This is a genomic window from Streptomyces sp. 8L, assembly GCF_020176795.1.
GTDB lineage: Bacteria > Actinomycetota > Actinomycetes > Streptomycetales > Streptomycetaceae > Streptomyces.
On the sequence record NZ_JAIUKE010000233.1, the window covers coordinates 1 to 18,966 of the forward strand.

The following is an 18,966-nucleotide window of genomic DNA, read 5'->3' on the forward strand; positions in this document are numbered from 1 at the left end:
GGGCCCGGGAGAGGGGCCCTCGGCGGGAGCCCCGTCGGCGCGAGGGCCCGTCGGCGCAGGAGCACATCGGCACGGGGCCCGTCGGCGCAGGGAGCACATCGGCACGGGGCCCGTCGAGCTCCGCCCGTGACCGACCGTAGGGCCCACCGACGGTCGAACCTGCCGGCGCGGGGCCCCTCGGCGCAGGGTCCGTCGGCGGGAGCCGCGTTTCCTGGTCTCCATCACAGGTGTGGCATCCCCGGATTCCGTCGACGGTCGCCGCGTCCGCGGTAGCCGCCGACGCGGCCCAGCGGAAACTCGTCAGCCGTGAGGCGCGATCCAGCGGAAACCCGTCAGCTGTGGGGCGCGGCCCAGCGGAAACCCGTCAGCCGTCGGCTGCGCCCGCCCGGCCCGCCGCGGCTTCGCGGTCGAACATGTCGCGGAACCGCGGAAAGCGCTCGGCCCGCGGGTCCAGAAGGTCCAGCAGCAGGACGAGCTGGCGCTGCACGTCCTCAAGCCGCCACATCGCGGGCCCGGTGTCGGCGGCCAGTGTGTCCACATCGTCCAGCAGCCGCTGGAACCAGCCGCGGAACACCTCGTCCTGGTCGAGCCGCGCGCAGAACTCGGCGAATCCGAGGCACCGGCGCCGCCTCGGCTCACCGTCCGGATGCACCATCAGCTCCCCCACCGCGCGCTGTTCGGCCCTGAAGAGGCGCAGGGCGTTGCTCTGCGGGGAGATCGTGCTGAGCGCATGGCCGACCTTGGAGATCTGTGCCATCACACTGCGGTTCGTCACGGAACTGCCGAGATCGAGGAACTGCACGTCACGCCGGAGTATCTCCACCCAGCCCAGGTATTCGGCCAGGACGAAGACGGTGCTGCGGCGGGCGTATTCGGCCTCCGCCTCGGTGCCCGCCCTGAGGAAGGACGTCAGAAAGCCGACGCCTCTGCCCGGAGCGCTGTCGACCACGTGTCCGCGCAGGATGTTGAACACCCGCCCCTGGAAGTCGAACGCGGCCCACGCGAGGGACGCACCGTACGAGTCCATGAGGTCGCGCTGTTCCATGGTCCGCAGCCGCTGCTGCTGCCAGTAGCCGAGCACGGCGGTGACGGAGGCGCTGGCGAGCGCGACCCCGGCGGATACCCACGAGACGACGTCCACAACCGTCTCCCCCTCCGAAACCGGTGCGGTCAGCACAACGGCCCCCGACCTGCGTGTCGCAGTTCAGGGGCCGCATTTCGCGCGTGGCGGCGCCAGGATTCGAACCTGGGAAGGCGAAGCCGGCGGATTTACAGTCCGCTCCCATTGGCCACTCGGGCACACCGCCATGGGGTTTGCCGCTTTCCGGTGGCTCACCTGGGTGAGGCCTCCGTGGCGACGTCGTAAACGATACCTGATGCGAGCGGGTGCTCCGCCACCGGATTGATCCGCCCTTCCCGCACGGCGAGGTGGCTAGGCTTTGGTGGAGCGGTCGGTTCGAGTGCGGCCGTGACGGGGCAGGCGGGCATCGCCGCACCGGAGACACCCCAGCGACATCAAGGAGCCACAAGGACATGGCCGACTCCAGTTTCGACATCGTCTCGAAGGTCGAGCGGCAGGAGGTCGACAACGCTCTCAACCAGGCCGCCAAGGAGATCTCGCAGCGCTACGACTTCAAGAACGTCGGCGCCTCGATCTCCTGGTCCGGCGAGAAGATCCTCATGGAGGCGAACTCCGAGGAGCGGGTCAAGGCCATCCTCGACGTCTTCCAGTCCAAGCTGATCAAGCGCGGCATCTCGCTGAAGTCGCTGGACGCGGGCGAGCCGCAGCTCTCCGGCAAGGAGTACAAGATCTTCGCCTCCATCGAGGAGGGCATCTCGCAGGACAACGCCAAGAAGGTGGCGAAGATCATCCGCGACGAGGGTCCGAAGGGCATCAAGGCGCAGGTGCAGGGCGAGGAGCTGCGGGTCAGCTCCAAGAGCAGGGACGACCTCCAGTCCGTCATCGCCCTGCTCAAGGGCAAGGACTTCGACTTCGCGCTCCAGTACGTCAACTACCGCTGACCTCTGCCGCTGACCTCTGCCGCCGGCCTCGCACGCAGCCGCCGCCCGGGTTCTCGCGCCGGTCTCGCGGCCCGGGCCCGAGGTTCCGGAGCCGGGGTTCCGCGACGCGTGTCGGCCGACGGCGGTGCTGAGGGCCGGGATTCCGCGACGCGTCGCCCGGCGTCGGGGCTGAGGGCCGGCCCCGTCCCCGGGCTCAGTCTCGTCGTCGACCCCGGCCGCCGGGAAAGGAGTCGGACATGACCGCGACCACGCACCGGGCCTCGCCCCCAGCCGCTGCGGCGTCCCTGTTGGCGGGCGCCGGCAGCCCGTCAGGAGCGCCGCAGGCGCGCCCGGCGGGCCCCGTCGTCGGCCCCGCCCTCGGCCGTCATCCGCTGCTCGTCGTACGGCCGTGCCACCGGGTGATCGGAGCGGACGGGGCGCCGCGTGAACGCGCGGACGGCGCCGGCCACCACGCCCGGCCGCGCGGGCTGGAACGGGTGCTTCCGGTATGACGCCGGAGGCGGGTGCGGGCGGCACCGACGAACTGTTTCCCAGGCCACGCGCGGTCGTGGCGCCCGGCGCCGTGCATGTGCCGGGGTGGCTGTCGCCCGAGCGGCAGCGCGAACTGGTGGCCGCGTGCCGGTCCTGGGCCGCGGGGCCCGTACCGATGCGGCACACCAGGCTGCCGCGCGGCGGGGTCATGTCCGTACAGACGGTGTGTGTGGGATGGCACTGGCAGCCGTACCGGTACACGCGTACGGCGGGAGATGTGAACGGCGCCCGGGTGGTGGACTTCCCAGGCTGGCTCGGCGACCTCGGACGGGAGGCTGTGGCCGCCGCCTACGAGGGCGACCCCGGGGCCGACGTGTACGCGCCAGGACGCTACGCGCCGGACACGGCTCTCGTGAACTTCTATGACGGCGCCGCCAAGATGGGCATGCACCAGGACAAGGACGAGGAGTCCCGGGCTCCCGTCGTGTCACTGAGCATCGGCGACCGGTGCGTCTTCCGCTTCGGCAACACCGAGGACCGGGGGCGGCCCTACACGGACGTCGAGCTGGACTCGGGCGACCTGTTCGTGTTCGGCGGGCCTTCCCGGCTCGCGTACCACGCCGTGCCGAAGGTCTACCCGGGCACGGCGGGGCCTGAGACGGGGATGAGCGGCGGCCGACTGAACATCACGCTGCGGGAGACCGGTCTCGCCTGACGGGCGGGCCGGCCGGCTGGTCCCGGCCGGCTCCCCCGGGCGGACTCAGCGGCGGTCGCGGGAGTTGCCGAACACCAGGCGGTAGGCGATCAGCAGCACCAGGGCGCCGCCGATCGCGGCTATCCAGGTCGGGCCGTCGAAGAAGCTCTTGTTGATGGGGTGGTCGAGCCATTTGGCCGAGATCCAGCCGCCGAGGAACGCCCCGACGATGCCGGTGAGTGTCGTGCCGATGAGGCCGCCCGGGTCTCTGCCGGGAAGCAGGATCTTCGCGATCGCCCCGGCGATCAGGCCGAGAATGATCCAGCCGATGATGCCCATGCCGTGCACCCGTTTCTTCCGTGTACTTCACGTACGCGTCCGCGCACGCCGTGCCTGTCTTCCTGCGGTGTTGTCGCCTCTGGAGACGCGGGCCGGACGCCACGCGGTTGCGCGGCGTCCGTGAACCTCATGTGCCCATCATGAACGGGGGCACTGACAATCCCGCCGCCGCACCGGCACGGCGGAATCCTACGAGCCGACTGAACCGACTGAACTGCCTGAACCGGCTGCCTACCTGTGTCTGCCGCTCACCGCCGGGTCACCAGCGGGTCCGGGCGAACGCCTGGTCCGTCGGGACGATCTCCTTGCCGAGCGGCATCAGCGACAGCGGGATGAGCTTGAAGTTGGCGAGGGCCAGCGGGATGCCGATGATCGTCACGAACAGCGCGATGCCCGTGAAGATGTGGCCCAGCGCCAGCCACCAGCCCGCGAGGACCACCCACAGCACGTTGCCCACCAGGGAGCCCGCGCCCGCGTCCCTGCGGTCCACCGCCGTGCGGCCGAAGGGCCACAGCGCGTACGTGCCGATACGGAACGCCGCCACGCCGAAGGGGATGCCGATGATCGTGATACACAGCACCACCCCGGCGGCCAGGTATCCGAGGAACATCCAGAAGCCGGACAGGACGAGCCAGATGATGTTGAGGATTGTCTTCATGGTCGGCGACCTGCCATCTGTTCGAGGCGTGCAATGCGTTCGGCCATGGGCGGGTGCGTCGAGAAGAGCTTCGCGACGCCCTCTCCCGGCCGGAACGGGTTCGCGATCATCATGTGGCTCGCGGCTTCGAGACGGGGCTCGGGGGGCAGCGGGAGCTGCCTGGTGCCCGCGTCCAGCTTGCGCAGCGCGCCCGCCAGGGCCTCGGGGTCGCCCGTGAGCTGTGCGCCCGAGGCGTCCGCCTGGTACTCGCGGGAGCGGCTGACCGCGAGCTGGATGACGGACGCGGCCAGCGGCCCGAGAAACATGATCATCAGGAAACCGACGATACCGGGGCCCTCGTCGTCGTCCGACCGGCCCACGGGGATCAGCCAGGCGAAGTTGACCAGGAACAGCACGACCGAGGCGAGGGCCCCGGCGACCGACGAGATCAGGATGTCGCGGTTGTAGACGTGGCTCAGCTCGTGTCCGAGGACGCCCCGCACCTCGCGCTCGGTGAGGATCTGCAGGATGCCCTCCGTGCAGCACACGGCGGCGTTGCGCGGATTGCGCCCGGTGGCGAACGCGTTGGGCGCCTGCGTCGGCGAGATGTACAGCCGGGGCATGGGCTGGCGGGCCGCCGTCGAGAGCTCGCGGACGATCCGGTACAGCTCGGGCGCCTCGAATTCGCTGACGGGGCGCGCCCGCATGGCGCGCAGTGCCAGCTTGTCGCTGTTCCAGTACGCGTACGCGTTGGTGCCGAGCGCGACGAGGACAGCGATGATCAAGCCCGTACGGCCGAAGAAGGCCCCGATGACGATGATGAGCGCGGACAGTCCTCCGAGGAGTAGGGCGGTCCTCAGCCCGTTGTGCCGGCGGTGCACGGTAGGCCCTCCAAGTCGTGCGGCAGGGGAACCCTTCGCTTGCTGCTGCTCCACTCCTTACAAGTGGACCCTTCCGTACTGGTCAACGCCAGGCGGGGGAATCCGGTTCCCCGGCCCGCGCACCGCACCGGCGGCCGTTTCCGCTCCCAGGCCGTGGTCCCGCCCCGGATTCCCGCCGGGTTCAGAAGAGGTTCACGTTCAGAAGAGGTTCACGTCCGTGAATCTCAGGACGAGCTGCGGCGCGCCCGACAGGGCGATGCCCGCCACGGCCGCGAGGGCGACCGCCGCCACGACAGGACCCGGCGTCTGCGGGACGGGATCGGGCAGTGCCTGCGCCGGCGGCCCAGGCACCCCGGGCGGCTCGGCCCCGGCGGGACTCCCGGCCGGAACCGGGCCGTCCGTGCCGTCCTCCGCGGTGCTGCCCGGACGGTCCCCCGCGCGCTCTCCCGCGCGGTCCTCCGCGTCCTCCCGCGGCCGGAACAGCACCGCCGTCCAGCGCAGGTAGTAGTACAGAGCGCAGACGACGTTGGCGGCCATCACGAGCGCTAGCCAGCCGAGGCCCGCGTCGACGGCCGAGGAGAAGACGGTGACTTTCGCGAACAGTCCGATGATGCCGGGCGGCAGCCCTGCGAGGCAGAGCAGGAAGAAGGCGAGGGCGAGCGCCGCGAGCGGGCGGCGCGCGTACAGGCCGCGGTAGTCGCCGAGCCGGTTGAGCGGGGCCGTACGGGCGACGAGGACGACGACCCCGAAAGCGCCGAGGTTCACGGCGCCGTACATGAGGGCGTACGCGACGGTCGAGCCGATGCGCCGCTGACCCGCGTACCCCGCGGCGGCGATCGGCACCAGCAGGTAGCCGGCCTGCGCGACGGACGACCAGGCGAGAAGCCGGACGGCGCCCCGCGCGCGCGTGGCGGACTGGCGCAGCGCCGCGACGTTGCCCACGGACATGGTGAGCGCGGCGAGCACGGCGAGCGCGGGCCCCCACAGGTGCCCGTAGGGCGGGAACGCGACGACGGCGACCAGGATGAGCCCGGAGAAGCCGACGGCCTTGCTGACGACGGACAGGTACGCGGCGATCGGCAGCGGCGCGCCCACGTAGGTGTCGGGGACCCAGAAGTGGAACGGCGCGGCCGCCGTCTTGAAGGCGAAGCCGACCAGGGTGAGCAGGACGCCGGTCTTGGCGACGGCCTGGAGCTGCCCCGGCACGTGCGGGAGCTGCGCGGCGATCGCGGTCAGGTGGAGCGTGCCGGTCGCCGCGTAGACGAAGCTGACGCCGAGGAGCATGACGGCGGTCGCGGCGACGGACGAGAGGAAGAACTTGAGCGCGGCCTCGGCGGAGAGCCGGTCGCCGCGCCGGAGGCCGACGAGCGCGAAGGCGGGCAGCGAGGCGACCTCCAGGGCGACGACGAGGGTCGCGAGGTCGCGTGCGGCGGGCAGCAGGGCGGCGCCGGAGGCCGAGGAGAGCAGGAGGAACCAGTACTCGCCGGGCAGCGCGCCCGCCTCGCCGGCGGCAAGGCCCGTTGCCGAGCCCCCCGCCGTACGCGGATCGGCCGGGCCTTCGCGCGGGGCGGCCGGGGGCCTGCCCGGCATGGAGAGCAGCGCGGTCAGGAGGGCGCCGCCGAGCACCAGCAGTTGGATGACCAGGGCGAAGTGGTCGGCACTGTAGCTGCACAAGCGGTCGCCGCCGTGCCCGGCGCCCGGCCCGCCCACACCTCCGGTCAGGCAGAAGGTGGCGCGGTGCCCGGCCCGCAGGGGCAGCAGGGACAGCAGGGCGAGTGCGAGCCCGGCGACCGAGAGGGCGCCCAGGAGCGCTTTGCGGCGCTCCTCCAGAAAGAGGTCGGCGACCAGGACGACCAGCGCGACGGCGGCGGTGATCGCGGGCGGTGCGACGGCGAGCCAGTCGACGGACTGGACGAGGCCCGCGGCGGTCATGACGCGCCTCCCGCGAGGAGTCGGTGGACGGCGGGGTCGGTCAGGCCGAGCAGTACGGCGGGCCACAGTCCGGCCAGGACGGTCAGGGCGACGAGTGGGCTCCAGGCGGCCAGTTCGTAGCCCCGCACATCGGGCAGGTGCGGCGGGCCGCCGGGCTCCCCCGCCGGGAAGGGCTGCGCGGAGGCTTGGGCGGGGGCTTGTGCGGGGGTCGTGCCCTCGGTGCCGCGTACGCCCATGCAGACGCGCCGTACGACGGCGAGCAGGTACGCGGCGGTCAGCAGCGTGCCGAAGGCGGCGGCGGACATGAAGGTGAGGAACGCCGGGCGGCTGAGTCCCGCGGCGGGGCGGAACGCGCCGAACATGGTCAGCATCTCGCCCCAGAACCCGGCGAGGCCCGGCAGTCCGAGGGAGGCCACCGCGGCGAACGCGAGGAGCCCGCCGAGGCGGGGCGCGCGGCCGTAGAGCGCGGCGCCCGTGGCTCCGGCGAGGCTGTCGAGGTCGGCGGTGCCGTAGCGGTCCTTGAGACCGCCGACCAGGAAGAACAGCAGGCCGGTGATGAGGCCGTGGGCGATGTTCGCGAACAGCGCGCCATTGACGCCGGTGGGGGTCATGGAGGCGATGCCCAGGAGCACGAAGCCCATGTGGCCGACGGAGGAGTACGCGATCAGGCGTTTCAGGTCGCCGCCCGCGCCGCGCCTGACGAGGGCGAGGCAGGCGAGCGATCCGTAGATGATCCCGGCGACGCCCAGGGCCGCGAGGTAGGGGGCGAAGGTCCGCATGCCGTGCGGGGCGATCGGCAGGACGATCCGGACGAATCCGTACGTACCCATCTTGAGCAGGACCCCGGCGAGGAGCACGGAGCCGACGGTCGGCGCGGCCGTGTGCGCGTCGGGCAGCCAGCTGTGCAGCGGCCACATCGGGGTCTTCACCGCAAGCCCGATTCCGATCGCCAGAACGGCGATGACCTGCGTGGATGGACTCAGACCCCGGCCGTTGTCAGTGGCGAGTGCCACTATGTCGAACGTGCCTGCGCGAAGTCCGATCAGCAGCAGGCCGAGCAGCATGACGACCGAGCCGAGCACGGTGTAGAGGACGAACTTCCAGGCGGCGGCCTGCCGGCCGCCGCTCACGCCCTGATCGCCGCCCCAGCGCGCGATCAGGAAGTACATCGGGATGAGGACCATCTCGAAGGCCAGGAAGAACAGGATCAGGTCGAGGACGGCGAAGGTCGCGAGGGTGCCGGACTCCAGGAGGAGGAGAAGGGCGACGAAGCCCTTCGCCCCGGGGCCGTTCGGGGGCTTGTAGTAGCTGTAGAGGGCGCAGAGGAAGGTCAGCAGGGCGGTCAGGACCAGAAGGGGGAGGGAAATGCCGTCGACGCCGAGGTGGATGCGGACGTTCATCGCCGCGATCCAGCTGATGTTCGTCGTGGCCTGCATCGCCGACGCGTGGTGCCGGTCGAAGCCGAGGGCGAGGACGATCGCCGCGGCGAGGACCACGCCGGTGACGATCACGCCGTGGCGCAGTACGGCCCGCTGCGGGCCCGCGCCCCTGAGGCCGGGCGGCGCGGGCAGGAGGGCCGCGCCCGCGCCGATGAGCGGCCCCGCCACGATCACAGCGAGCAGGATCTTCATCACGGATTCGCTGATATCGAGCACGGTTCACGCTCCCGCTGCGACGAGTACGGCGGCGATCGCCAGCACGACGGAGCCGGCGAGCAGGGCGCTCATATAGAGCTGGACGTTTCCGGTCTGCGCCCGGCGCACGGCGGCGCCGAGCCAGCGGGGCCCTGTGCCCGCTCCCCGTACGTAGGTGTCGACGACCTCCCGGTCCAGGAAGCGGACCAGGCGGGCGCCGGCCTCCACGGTGCGCACGAACAGCAGGTCGTACAGCGCGTCGAGGTGGAAGCCCGCGGCGGCGTGCCGGTGCAGCGGGCCGAGCAGCCGCCGCCCGGGGTCCGCGGGGTCGGGTGCGTCGGCGATGCCGCCGTAGGCGAGGGGGTGGGTCTCGATGGCCTCGGCCTCGGAGAGCGCGGGTTCGGCCTCGGGATGCGCGGCGACGGCCCCGAGCGGGGTGCGTTCGAGGAGCGGGGCGGTGCGCCGCCAGGTGCCGTACATGACACCCGCGCCGAGGAGGGCGACGCCGGTGGCGAGGAGCGACGTGGCGAGGGCGGGCGTGAGGCGCTGGCCGTCGAACCAGTCTCCGAGGTACCAGGCGAGGGCGCCCGAGCCGACGGTCGGTACGGCGAGCACCCACAGCACGCCGCTCATGACGCGGGGCTGCCTGCAGTGGTCGGGCGCGGGGGCGCCCCGGCCGCGGAAGGCGAGGAGCCACAGGCGGGCGGCGTAGGCGCCGGTGAGGAGGGCGGTGACGAGTCCCGCGAGCAGCACGGTCCAGCCGATCGCGACGGACGCGGTCGGGCCGAGGGCCCCGGCGGCGGCCCCGGCCGTCGCGGCCGAGTGGGCCGCGTCGGAGACGGAGGCGGGGGCCGGTCCGCCGAGTGCGGCGTTCTCGGCCGCGCCGAGCACCGCCTCCTTGGAGAAGAAGCCGGAGAAGGGAGGGATCGCGGCGAGGGCGAGCAGGCCGAGCGTCATCGTCCAGAAGGTGTCGGGGACGCGCCGGAGGAGACCGCCCATGCGGGACATGGCGGCGAGCGAGTTGGTGCCCGCGGCGTGGATGACCACGCCCGCGCCGAGGAAGAGGAGCGCTTTGAAGGCGCCGTGCGACAGGAGGTGGAAGACGGCGGCGTCCCGGTCGCCGAGGGCCAGCGCGCCGGACATGTAGCCGAGTTGGCCGATGGTCGAGTACGCCAGTACGCGCTTGATGTCGTCCTGGGCGAGCGCAGCGAGCGCCGAGCCGACCATCGTCACGGCGGCGACGACGGCGAGCACGACGAGGGCGGCGGTGGACGCGGCGAAGACGGGGAGGACACGGGCGACGAAGTAGACGCCGGCGGCGACCATGGTCGCCGCGTGGATCAGCGCGGAGACGGGCGTGGGGCCCGCCATCGCGTCCGGCAGCCAGGTGTGCAGGGGGAACTGGGCGGATTTGCCGGCGACACCCGCGAGGAGGAGCAGCGCGACCAGCGTGGGGTGGTGCAGTCCACCGCCCGCGGCCGTGTCGAGGATGCGCGGGATGCGGAAGCTGCCGGAGTCGGCGGCCAGGGCGAACAGCCCGATGAGGAAGGGGATGTCGCCGAGCTTGGTGACGAGGAACGCCTTGACGGAGGCAGCGCGGGCCTCCGGCGTCTCCCAGTAGTGGCCGACGAGGAAGTACGAGCAGATGCCCATCACCTCCCAGCCGACCAGCAGCACCATCAGGTCGCCCGAGTAGACGACGAGCAGCATCGCGGAGGTGAAGAGGGACACGAGCGCCGCGTACGAGGGGTAGCGCAGGTCGTCGCGCAGGTAGGCGGTCGAGTAGAGCTGCACGCAGGCCGCGACGACGGCGACCAGGACGGCGACGAGCGCGGCGAAGCCGTCGATGTGCAGCGACAGGTCGACGGGGACGGAGCCGGTGGGCGTGAGCCGGGTCGCGGCGTCGAGCGGGGGCGTGCCGTCGCCCGCGCCGCCGCCCTGCCGCACGGCGACGGCCACGGCGAGCACGGCCGCGAACAGCGTCGGCAGCAGGGCCAGAGGGCGTACGAAGCCGGGCGCGGCGCGGCCCGTGAGGAGGCCAAGCGCGGCACCGACGAACGGAAGGAGGGGTACGAGGACGGCCAGGGTCGTGGTGCTCACGCGGAGGCCTCGGCATTCGTCGCCGCGGGGCCGGCGGGGTCGTCGGGATGCCCGGGGGCGGTGGCGCCCGGCTCGCCCGCGCCGGGGGCGCCGGTGCCGTCCGGGTCGCGGTCCATCGCGGGCTCGGAGGTGTCGCGGAGCCTGTCGATGTCCGCGCTGCCGCGCGCCCGGTACACCATCAGGACGATCGCGAGGCCGATGCCGATCTCGGCGGCGGCGATGGCGATGACGAAGAGGGTGAGCGCCTGCCCCGCGTGCAGGGTGTCGCGCAGCCACGCGTCGAAGGCGACGAGGTTGAGGTTGACGGCGTTGAGCATGAGCTCGACGGACATCAGGACGAGGATCGCGTTGCGCCGGGCGAGTACGCCGTACACGCCGGTGCAGAAGAGGAGGACGGCGAGGACGGCCGGATAGACGAGGTGCATCAGCGCTGCCGCTCCCCTGCGCGCGGGCCCGGGGCACGGCGCACGGCGGTGCGCCCGGCGCGGGGCCCCGTACCCCCGGGGACGCCGGTCGGGCGGGCGCTGCCCGTCGTGTCGCGTTTGCGGGAGAGGACGATGGCGCCGACGAGCGCCGCGAGGAGCAGGACGGAGAGCGCCTCGAAGGGGAGCACCCAGTGCCGGAACAGGACTTGCCCTGTCACCTTGGTGGAGCCCCGCGCGGGCCCGCCGAGGTCGATCCAGCTGGTGCGGAACGCGTCGACGACAACGTAGACGAGGGTGGCCGCAGCGGCGACCGCGACCACCAGGGCGGGGACGCGGGCGGCCGAGTCGGCGTCGGGCGAGCGGCCGATGGGGGCTTTCGTGAGCATCAGACCGAAGAGGAGGAGGACGACGACGGAACCGAGGTAGATCAGGACCTGCACCCAGGCGATGAACTCGGCGGTGAGCAGCAGGTACTCGACGGCGAGGCCGCCGAGCGCGACGACGAGCCACAGGGCGGCGTGCACCAGCTGGCGGGTGGTCACGGTGACCAGGGCCGCGCCGAGGGTGACGATGCCGACGAGGAGGAACACCACCTCGACACCGGTCGGGGACAGGAAGCCGTGGACGGTGCGCACGGCCCCGGCCCCGGAGCCGTGCGCGGAGGCGAGGGCACGGCCGAAGGAAAGGTCGAGGACACGGCCGTGCGCGGAGGCGAGGGCGTCCGCGGGGGCGGCCAGGGCGTTCACCGAAGCGGCGAGGTTCACGCGCCTGCCCCCTCGGGTCCGTCCTGCGGGTTCCCGGGCCCCGGCCTGCCTGGCGCGTCCTGGCCGGACCCGGCCGGACCCTGCTCCCGCTCCTGCTGGTCCCGCTGCTCCTGCTGGGCGAGTCGGTCGGCGGCCTTGCGGGCGGCGGCGACCTCCTTGGGTTCCTCGCTCGCCGGGTCGAGCGCGGGCGGCTCGGGCACGGTCCACATCCACTCGCGGAGCTTGTCGCGCTCGTGGGTCAGCTCCCGGATGTCCGTCTCCGCGTACTCGAACTCGGGCGACCAGAACAGCGCGTCGAACGGGCACACCTCGATGCAGATGCCGCAGTACATGCACAGGGCGAAGTCGATGGCGAAGCGGTCGAGGACGTTCCTGCTGCGCTCCCGGCCCCCGGGAGCGGCGGGCGGCACGGTCTCCTTGTGGGAGTCGATGTAGATGCACCAGTCGGGGCACTCGCGCGCGCACAGCATGCACACGGTGCAGTTCTCCTCGAACAGCCCGATGACGCCCCGGCTGCGGGGCGGCAGTTCGGGCAGGGCCTCGGGATACTGCTCGGTGACCGTCTTTCGGGTCATCGTGCGGAGGGTGACGGCGAGACCCTTGGCGAGCCCGCTGCCGGGGATCGGGGACATCAGCTGATCACGACCTTGACGACGCCGGTGAGGGCGATCTGGGCGAGGGCGAGGGGGATGAGCACGGTCCAGGCGAGCTTCTGCAACTGGTCCTCACGCAGCCGCGGATAGCTGACGCGCAGCCAGATCACGACGAACGCGAGCACCGCGGTCTTCAGCAGGGTCCACACCCAGCCGAGGCCGTCGGCGCCGGACGGCCCGTGCCAGCCGCCGAGGAAGAGTACGGCCGTCAGCCCGGAGAGCACCACGATGCCCGCGTACTCGGCGAGCAGGAACAGCGCGAACCGCAGCCCCGTGTACTCGGTGTAGGCACCGAAGATGATCTCCGAGTCGGCGACCGGCATGTCGAAGGGCGGCCGTTGCAGCTCTGCGAGCCCGGACACGAAGAACACGGCGCCGCCCACGATCTGCCAGGGCACCCACCACCAGTGGAAGGCGTCCAGCAGCCCGGGGAGCGACACGGTGCCGGCCGCCATCGCGACGGACGCGGCGGCCAGCAGCATCGGCAGCTCGTACGCGAGCAGTTGGGCGGCGGTGCGCAGGCCGCCGAGCAGGGAGTACTTGTTGGCGGACGCCCAACCGGCCATCAGTGAGCCGAGCACGCCGACGCCCAGGACGGCCAGGACGTAGAACAGGCCGGCGTCGACCGACTGGCCCACGGCGCTGCCGCCCGGGCCCACCGGGATCACGACCAGGACCAGGAGGTACGGCAGGAGCGCGACGGCCGGCGCGAGCTGGAAGATCCGGCGGTCCGCGTCGGCCGGGACGACGTCCTCCTTCTGCGCGAACTTCACCCCGTCGGCGACGAGCTGCGCCCAGCCGTGGAAGCCGCCCGCGTGCATCGGGCCGAGGCGCCCCTGCATATGGGCCATGACCTTGTGCTCGGCCTGGCCGACCAGGAGCGGGAGGACGAGGAAGGCCACGAACACGATGACCAGGCGCAGGACGATGTCGAGCACGCCGTTCACGAGTCCTCACCGCCGCGCTCGCGCGGGCCGCCCCGATCGCGCCGGCCCGCCTCGGTGTCCTGATCGCGCCGATCGGGGCCGGTGTCCCGATCGCGTCGGCGCGCTTCGGGGTCCTGATCGCGCCGATCAGGCCCGGTGCCCTGCCCCGGCTCAGCGCCCTTCTCTGGTCCGGCGCCCTGCTCCGGGCCCGTGTCGGCGTCGCCCGGGGCGGGGTGGTGCCAGGGGGCGTCGCGGCGGGGCTGGTCGCGCTGCGACGCCGAGCCGCCCGAGGCCGAGCGCGAACGGCGCGGGGTGCGTGGAGCCGGCCCGTCCGGTTCCGCGACCCCCCGCCCGCCGGCCGCCGGACCGGCCGATGAGCCCGTCGCCGCGTCGGCCGATGAGCCCGTGGCACGGCCTCCCGCAGGGCCCTGCGAGGCGGAGCCTTCGGACGCACTGCGCGTCCTGCGGGGCCGGCGCGGGGTCTCCTCAGATGCCCGTGCCGGCGCCCCGGCCGCGCCACCGGGTGCGGGACGGGCAGGTGTGCGCGGGCTCTCGCCCTTGTGGGGGCCCCACTCGTTCGGGTCGGGAACGCCGGGCGGGAGCATCTGGCGGCGGCGCGGAGACGCCGACTCGCCCGGGTCCTTCGCGCCGGGCCACGCCTTCACGACCCGTGCGGCCAGTACGAAGTCCTTGCGCAGCGGATGCCCCTCGAAGTTCTCCGGCAGCAGCAGCGGCGTCAGGTTCGGGTGGCCGCCGAAGGCGATGCCGAACATCTCGTGCGTCTCGCGCTCGTGCCAGGCCGCGCCCGCGTACACGCCGACGGCGGACGGCAGTTCCGCCGCGTCGTGCGGTACCGCCGTGCGCACGAGCAGTGCCCGTACCGTACGGTCGGCGACCGCGAAGACGCGCGCCGAGACGCGGAAGCCGTCCGCGCCCTCGTCGACGGCGCTCAGCCAGTCGAAGTAGTCGCAGCCCAGCACGGATCGCGCGGCCGTGAGGGCGTCGAGCCAGCGTCCGGCCGGCACGTCCACCGTGAGCAGCCCGTACGACAGCTCCGCCGTCGCGCCCTCGCCGAAGGTGTCCGCCACCGAACCCGGCAGAGTGTCGTACGCCTCGGTCATCGCGGGTCCCCGGCGTCCGGCGGCCGGACCAGGCCGCTGCGGAGCTGCGCGGCGGACGGTTCCGTGCCCTGCCCGTAGCGCTCCGCGAGCGACTCCGCCGCGATCTTCTCCTGGAGCTTGAGGATGCCCTGGAGCAGCGCCTCGGGACGCGGCGGGCAGCCCGGCACGTACACGTCGACGGGGATGATCTGATCGACGCCCTTCGTGACCGCGTACGAATCCCAGTAGGGGCCGCCGCAGTTGGAGCAGGCGCCGAAGGAGATCACGTACTTCGGCTCGGGCATCTGCTCGTACAGCCGCTTCACGGCGGGCGCCATCTTGTCCGTGACGGTGCCCGAGACGACCATCAGGTCCGCCTGGCGCGGCCCCGGGGCGAACGGGATCACCCCGAGCCTGATGAAGTCGTGACGGGCCATGGAGGCGGCGATGAACTCGATGGCGCAGCAGGCGAGGCCGAAGTTGAACACCCAGAGGCTGTAGCGGCGGCCCCAGTTCAGGACGACCTTCATCGGCTGCGGGGCGAGCCGGGACCGGTCGCCGAGGCGGCGGGGCTCGGGCGGCGGCTCGGGCTCGCGGGCGGCGGGCGGGTTCGGCGTCGGTGGCGGGTTCGGCGTCGCGGGCGGGGTCACGTCCATTCGAGGACGCCCTTCTTCCATGCGTAGAGCAGTCCCACGGCCAGGAAGCCGAGGAAGACGAACATTTCGACCAGGGTCGTCACGCCGTACCCGGGCGCGGCGAAGACAGTCGCCCACGGGAAGAGGAACACGGAGTCGACCGCGAAGATCACATAGAGGAACGCGTACACGTAGTACCGCACCTGGGTGTGCGCCCAGCCCTCGCCGACCGGGTCGACCCCGCACTCGTACGTCAGCAGCTTCTCCTGCGTCGGTACGACGGGCCGCAGCAGCCGCCCCGCGCCGAAGGCGACGGCGACGAACAGCACGCCGACGACGGCGAGCACCCCCACCACCGAGTAGCCGCGGAAGTAGCCCGCGGCGAGAACGACCGGTTCCGGCACGTCCGCCCCCTCGCTCCCTCACCTGCTGTGTCCGTCGGCCCGGAACCCGGCGTCCCGGTCCGGCCTCCGCCCTCCGGACCGGTTTCCTGTGGCCAGGTCGCCGTGCGCCGGCCCGGCACCGTCCGCCGGTCCCGCGTACGCCTGTGCGCCCGTGGGCGGAGCAGCCGACATACCGGCTGTATGGAGCGGAAGTCTAGGCCCTGTTAAAGACCGGGTAAGCGCCGTCCCCGGCGCCGGGGCCACCCGGGGTGGGGCTAGCCCCACCCCACGCGCTTCGGGTTACCCCATGGCGCACCGCCTCGCCGGACGGCAGGCTTGTGCGTTATGACCGCCAGTCCACGCCCGAGTGGCGCACCGCACGGCAGTCCGGGACGCCGCGTCGAGCGCGACGTCCCGGGCCTCGCCGACGTCTCGCCGCCGCCCGCGCGTTTCGCGTACGACCGCCACACGTGGAAGGAGATCGCCCACCTGCTGGTGAATTTCCCCGCCGCGCTGATCGGCTTCGTCTACGTGGTGGTGACGCTGACGCTGGGCGTGGGCCTGTCGGTGACGGTGATCGGCCTGCCGCTGCTGGTGGTGGGCCTCTCCGGTACGCGTCTGTTCGGGCGGCTCGAGCGGGCGCGGGCGCGCGGGCTGCTGGGCGTACGGGTGGAGGAGCCGAGCCCGATGTTCCGGCGCCGGGGCACCGGCTTCGTCGGCCGGATGGTGTCGGCGCTGAAGGACCCGGTGGGGTGGCGGACCGCGCTGTACACGTTCATGCGGCTCCCGTGGGGGATCGTCACGTTCAGCGTGACGCTGACCGGCCTGTTCGTCCTGTGGCCCGTGCTCCCGTTCATCGCGCGCGGCATGGCCAACGCGGACCGGGCGATGGTGCGCGGCCTGCTCTCCCCCGACGAGGAGCTGGAGGCGCGCATCGCGGAGCTGGAGTCGGACCGCGGGGTCGTCGTCGACACCGCCGCCGCCGACCTGCGCCGCATCGAGCGCGATCTGCACGACGGCGCCCAGGCCAGGCTCGTCGCCCTCGCCATGGGCCTCGGCCTCGCGAAGGAGAAGCTGACCCAGGACCCGGTGGCGGCGGCCGCCATGGTGGACGAGGCGCACGGGGAGGTGAAGCTGGCGCTCCAGGAGCTGCGCGACCTCGCCCGCGGCATCCACCCCGCCGTCCTCACCGACCGCGGCCTGAGCGCCGCCCTGTCGTCGGTGGCCGCGCGCTGCACGGTGCCGGTGAAGGTCACCGTCGAGCTGGCCGAGCGGCCGGCCGAGGCCATCGAGGGCATCGCGTACTTCACGGTCTCCGAACTGCTCCAGAACATCAGCAAGCACAGCCGTGCCAGGACCGCGAGTGTGGATGTGTGGCGGTCACAGGACCGGCTGCTGATACAGGTCTCGGACGACGGAGTCGGCGGCGCGCGTCTCGACGGCGGTACGGGCATGGCCGGCCTCGCGGACCGGCTGGGCGCCGTGGACGGCCTGTTCGTCCTGGACTCGCCCGTCGGGGGGCCGACGACGGTGACGGCGGAGCTGCCCTGGCGCCGGCGCGGCGGGGACGGCGGCGCCCCGCGGTGGCAGGGGCAGCGGTAGGGCGGGGGACGACCGCGAGGAGCCCCGCCGGGTGCGCGGGATACGCGGGATACGCGGGACGGGCGCCGCCCGCGAGGCGGGCATGAGGCGCGAGGCGGACACGGGCCGCGAGGTGGGGAAAACCCGAGGGTGAGGACGGTGACCGCCCCCATGGCCGGGCGCTCGCGCGCTCGGGGCCATGGGACGCGGTGAGGGGCGCGCGGAGAAGCACGGCAGCCCGGCGCACACGTCGGGCCGCGCGTCAGCCGCGCACCGTGCATCACCGGCACGAACACGAACATGAACGCGCACACGGACACGGACGGCCCTCCCTCGCGGAATCGGCGGCGGGTCCTGCGGATCTAGCAGATCGGACGGCCACGATGGCCAGTTACACAGGTGTCGAGATGAGTACGGAGTACGGCCCCGGCCGGGGCACCGCGCCGCGGCGCCACTTCCTTCCGCCGGTCCTGCGCGCGCCGTTGGAGGCCAGGACCTGGCGCGAGTTCGGTTATGTGCTGCTCGGCCTGCCGATCGGCGTCGTGCTGTTCTCGTACTCCCTGATCATGCTGGTGACCGGCCTTGGCATGCTGGTCACCTTCCTGGGGGCGCCGATCCTGGCGGCCACCCTGGCGAGCGCCCGGGGCTTCGGCGCGATGGAGCGGGCCCGCGCGCGGCTCCTGCTCGGCATGGACATCGGCCGCCCTGCGCCCGTCCGGGCGAAGAAGGGCGGCCTGCTGGCCTGGACGGGCGCGCTGCTCAGGAGCGGCGAGTCCTGGCGCAATCTGCTGTACGCGCTGGTGCAGTTTCCCTGGGCCGTGTTCTCGTTCGTCGTGGGGGTGACGTTCTGGGCGACCGGCTGGGGCGTCCTCACGTTCCCGCTGTGGCAGTGGGCGTACCGGGACGTGAACGGCGGCAGGATCGTGCTGTTCCACGACACGTCGGGCACCACGGTCGACCTGGGCGTCCCGCTCCAGACCGCGCTCGTCTGCGCGCTGGGTCTGGTCCTGGTCATCGCGACGCCGTACGTCCTGCGCGGTCTCACCGCGGTGGACCGGGTGATGGTGGGCGCGCTGCTCGGCCCTTCGCGGCTGGAGTCCCGCGTCTCGGAGCTGGAGTCGGACCGCGGGGTCGTCGTCGACACCGCCGCCGCCGACCTGCGCCGCATCGAGCGCGATCTGCACGACGGCGCCCAGGCCAGGCTCGTCGCCCTCGCCATGGATCTCGGCCTCGCGAAGGAGAAGCTGGCCGAGGACCCGGAAGCCGCCGCGCGCATGGTGGACGAGGCGCACGGCGAGGTGAAGACGGCGCTCCAGGAGCTGCGCGACCTCGCCCGCGGCATCCACCCCGCCGTCCTCACCGACCGCGGCCTGGACGCGGCGCTGTCGTCGCTGGCCGCGCGCTGCACCGTGCCGGTGAAGGTCGAGGTCGACCTGCCGGAGCGCCCCGCCCCCGCCATCGAGGGCATCGCGTACTTCACGGTCTCCGAACTGCTCCAGAACATCAGCAAGCACAGCGCGGCCAGGACCGCGACCGCGGATGTGTGGCAGTCGCAGGACCGGCTGCTGATACAGGTCTCGGACGACGGAGTCGGCGGCGCGGACACGGCCGGCGGAAGCGGCCTGTCGGGGCTGGCGGACCGGCTGGGCGCGATGGACGGGGTCCTGGTGGTGGACTCCCCGCAGGGCGGCCCCACGAGGATCACGGCGGAACTGCCCTGGCGTGAGTGAGGCCCGGCCTGCGGACTCCCGCGGCCACGCACGCCCGCCCCCATGGGTCCCCGCAGAGC

At 72.8% G+C, this 18,966-nt stretch carries 18 protein-coding genes, 1 tRNA gene and 1 pseudogene; 5 read left to right on the forward strand and 15 right to left on the reverse strand.

The window, feature by feature from the left end:
• Positions 1–364 precede the first annotated feature (364 nt).
• Both LCE31_RS20020 and LCE31_RS20025 read right to left on the reverse strand, forming a co-directional pair.
• Positions 365–1,141: a hypothetical protein gene (locus LCE31_RS20020; protein ID WP_225016038.1), complete on the reverse strand. Its 777-nt coding sequence runs from the start codon at positions 1,139–1,141 to the stop codon at positions 365–367.
• Between the two features lie 84 nt (positions 1,142–1,225).
• Positions 1,226–1,307: transfer RNA gene (locus tag LCE31_RS20025), tRNA-Tyr, on the reverse strand.
• Positions 1,308–1,533: 226 nt separating this feature from the next.
• On the opposite strand from LCE31_RS20025, the gene LCE31_RS20030 reads away from it, so the two are divergent.
• The 3 genes and pseudogenes from LCE31_RS20030 (at position 1,534) to LCE31_RS20040 (ending at position 3,208) form a co-directional block, all read left to right on the forward strand.
• Complete coding sequence (locus LCE31_RS20030) at positions 1,534–2,022, forward strand: YajQ family cyclic di-GMP-binding protein (protein WP_225016039.1); 489 nt, start codon at positions 1,534–1,536, stop codon at positions 2,020–2,022.
• 344 nt (positions 2,023–2,366) lie between these two features.
• A pseudogene (locus tag LCE31_RS20035) lies at positions 2,367–2,513 on the forward strand (MGMT family protein); the annotation flags it as partial.
• Complete coding sequence (locus LCE31_RS20040; RefSeq protein ID WP_225016040.1) at positions 2,510–3,208, forward strand: alpha-ketoglutarate-dependent dioxygenase AlkB family protein; 699 nt, start codon at positions 2,510–2,512, stop codon at positions 3,206–3,208. The pseudogene LCE31_RS20035 and the gene LCE31_RS20040, both read left to right, overlap by 4 nt.
• Positions 3,209–3,253: 45 nt before the next feature.
• On the opposite strand, the gene LCE31_RS20045 is transcribed toward LCE31_RS20040, so the two are convergent.
• The 13 genes from LCE31_RS20045 to LCE31_RS20105 form a co-directional block, all read right to left on the reverse strand.
• Positions 3,254–3,526, reverse strand: a complete 273-nt coding sequence (locus LCE31_RS20045) for a GlsB/YeaQ/YmgE family stress response membrane protein (protein WP_225016041.1) — start codon at positions 3,524–3,526, stop codon at positions 3,254–3,256.
• 259 nt (positions 3,527–3,785) lie between these two features.
• Positions 3,786–4,184 carry a YccF domain-containing protein gene (locus tag LCE31_RS20050; RefSeq protein WP_225016043.1) on the reverse strand — a complete coding sequence of 133 codons (399 nt, stop codon included), beginning with the start codon at positions 4,182–4,184 and terminating at the stop codon, positions 3,786–3,788.
• Positions 4,181–5,044 (reverse strand): zinc metalloprotease HtpX, encoded by an 864-nt coding sequence (gene htpX / locus LCE31_RS20055; protein WP_225016045.1) that lies wholly within the window; start codon positions 5,042–5,044, stop codon positions 4,181–4,183. The genes LCE31_RS20050 and htpX overlap by 4 nt, the downstream gene beginning before the upstream one ends.
• A gap of 198 nt (positions 5,045–5,242) precedes the next feature.
• Positions 5,243–6,976, reverse strand: a complete 1,734-nt coding sequence (locus LCE31_RS20060) for an NADH-quinone oxidoreductase subunit N (protein ID WP_225016048.1) — start codon at positions 6,974–6,976, stop codon at positions 5,243–5,245.
• Entirely contained in the window at positions 6,973–8,607 is a 1,635-nt protein-coding gene (locus LCE31_RS20065) for a complex I subunit 4 family protein (protein ID WP_225016070.1), read from the reverse strand. The genes LCE31_RS20060 and LCE31_RS20065 overlap by 4 nt, the downstream gene beginning before the upstream one ends.
• A gap of 27 nt (positions 8,608–8,634) precedes the next feature.
• Complete coding sequence (locus LCE31_RS20070; protein WP_225016050.1) at positions 8,635–10,710, reverse strand: NADH-quinone oxidoreductase subunit 5 family protein; 2,076 nt, start codon at positions 10,708–10,710, stop codon at positions 8,635–8,637.
• The gene (gene nuoK, locus LCE31_RS20075) at positions 10,707–11,135 is read right to left on the reverse strand and encodes an NADH-quinone oxidoreductase subunit NuoK (RefSeq protein ID WP_225016052.1); all 429 of its coding nucleotides are present in this window, start codon (positions 11,133–11,135) and stop codon (positions 10,707–10,709) included. Before nuoK ends, LCE31_RS20070 begins: the two co-directional genes overlap by 4 nt.
• Positions 11,135–11,770 carry an NADH-quinone oxidoreductase subunit J family protein gene (locus LCE31_RS20080; protein WP_225016072.1) on the reverse strand — a complete coding sequence of 212 codons (636 nt, stop codon included), beginning with the start codon at positions 11,768–11,770 and terminating at the stop codon, positions 11,135–11,137. The genes nuoK and LCE31_RS20080 overlap by 1 nt, the downstream gene beginning before the upstream one ends.
• 125 nt (positions 11,771–11,895) lie before the next feature.
• Positions 11,896–12,531 carry a NuoI/complex I 23 kDa subunit family protein gene (locus LCE31_RS20085; RefSeq protein ID WP_225016054.1) on the reverse strand — a complete coding sequence of 212 codons (636 nt, stop codon included), beginning with the start codon at positions 12,529–12,531 and terminating at the stop codon, positions 11,896–11,898.
• A complete protein-coding gene (locus tag LCE31_RS20090; RefSeq protein ID WP_225016057.1) occupies positions 12,531–13,499 on the reverse strand; it encodes a complex I subunit 1/NuoH family protein in 969 nt (322 codons plus the stop codon). The genes LCE31_RS20085 and LCE31_RS20090 overlap by 1 nt, the downstream gene beginning before the upstream one ends.
• Positions 13,496–14,599 carry an NADH-quinone oxidoreductase subunit C gene (locus LCE31_RS20095; protein ID WP_225016059.1) on the reverse strand — a complete coding sequence of 368 codons (1,104 nt, stop codon included), beginning with the start codon at positions 14,597–14,599 and terminating at the stop codon, positions 13,496–13,498. The genes LCE31_RS20090 and LCE31_RS20095 overlap by 4 nt, the downstream gene beginning before the upstream one ends.
• The gene (locus tag LCE31_RS20100; protein WP_225016061.1) at positions 14,596–15,234 is read right to left on the reverse strand and encodes an NADH-quinone oxidoreductase subunit B; all 639 of its coding nucleotides are present in this window, start codon (positions 15,232–15,234) and stop codon (positions 14,596–14,598) included. Before LCE31_RS20100 ends, LCE31_RS20095 begins: the two co-directional genes overlap by 4 nt.
• The gene (locus tag LCE31_RS20105) at positions 15,225–15,617 is read right to left on the reverse strand and encodes an NADH-quinone oxidoreductase subunit A (protein ID WP_225016063.1); all 393 of its coding nucleotides are present in this window, start codon (positions 15,615–15,617) and stop codon (positions 15,225–15,227) included. The genes LCE31_RS20100 and LCE31_RS20105 overlap by 10 nt, the downstream gene beginning before the upstream one ends.
• 324 nt (positions 15,618–15,941) lie before the next feature.
• On the opposite strand from LCE31_RS20105, the gene LCE31_RS20110 reads away from it, so the two are divergent.
• The gene (locus LCE31_RS20110; protein WP_225016065.1) at positions 15,942–17,198 is read left to right on the forward strand and encodes a sensor histidine kinase; all 1,257 of its coding nucleotides are present in this window, start codon (positions 15,942–15,944) and stop codon (positions 17,196–17,198) included.
• 386 nt (positions 17,199–17,584) lie between these two features.
• The gene (locus LCE31_RS20115; protein WP_225016067.1) at positions 17,585–18,907 is read left to right on the forward strand and encodes a sensor histidine kinase; all 1,323 of its coding nucleotides are present in this window, start codon (positions 17,585–17,587) and stop codon (positions 18,905–18,907) included.
• Positions 18,908–18,966: the final 59 nt, after the last annotated feature.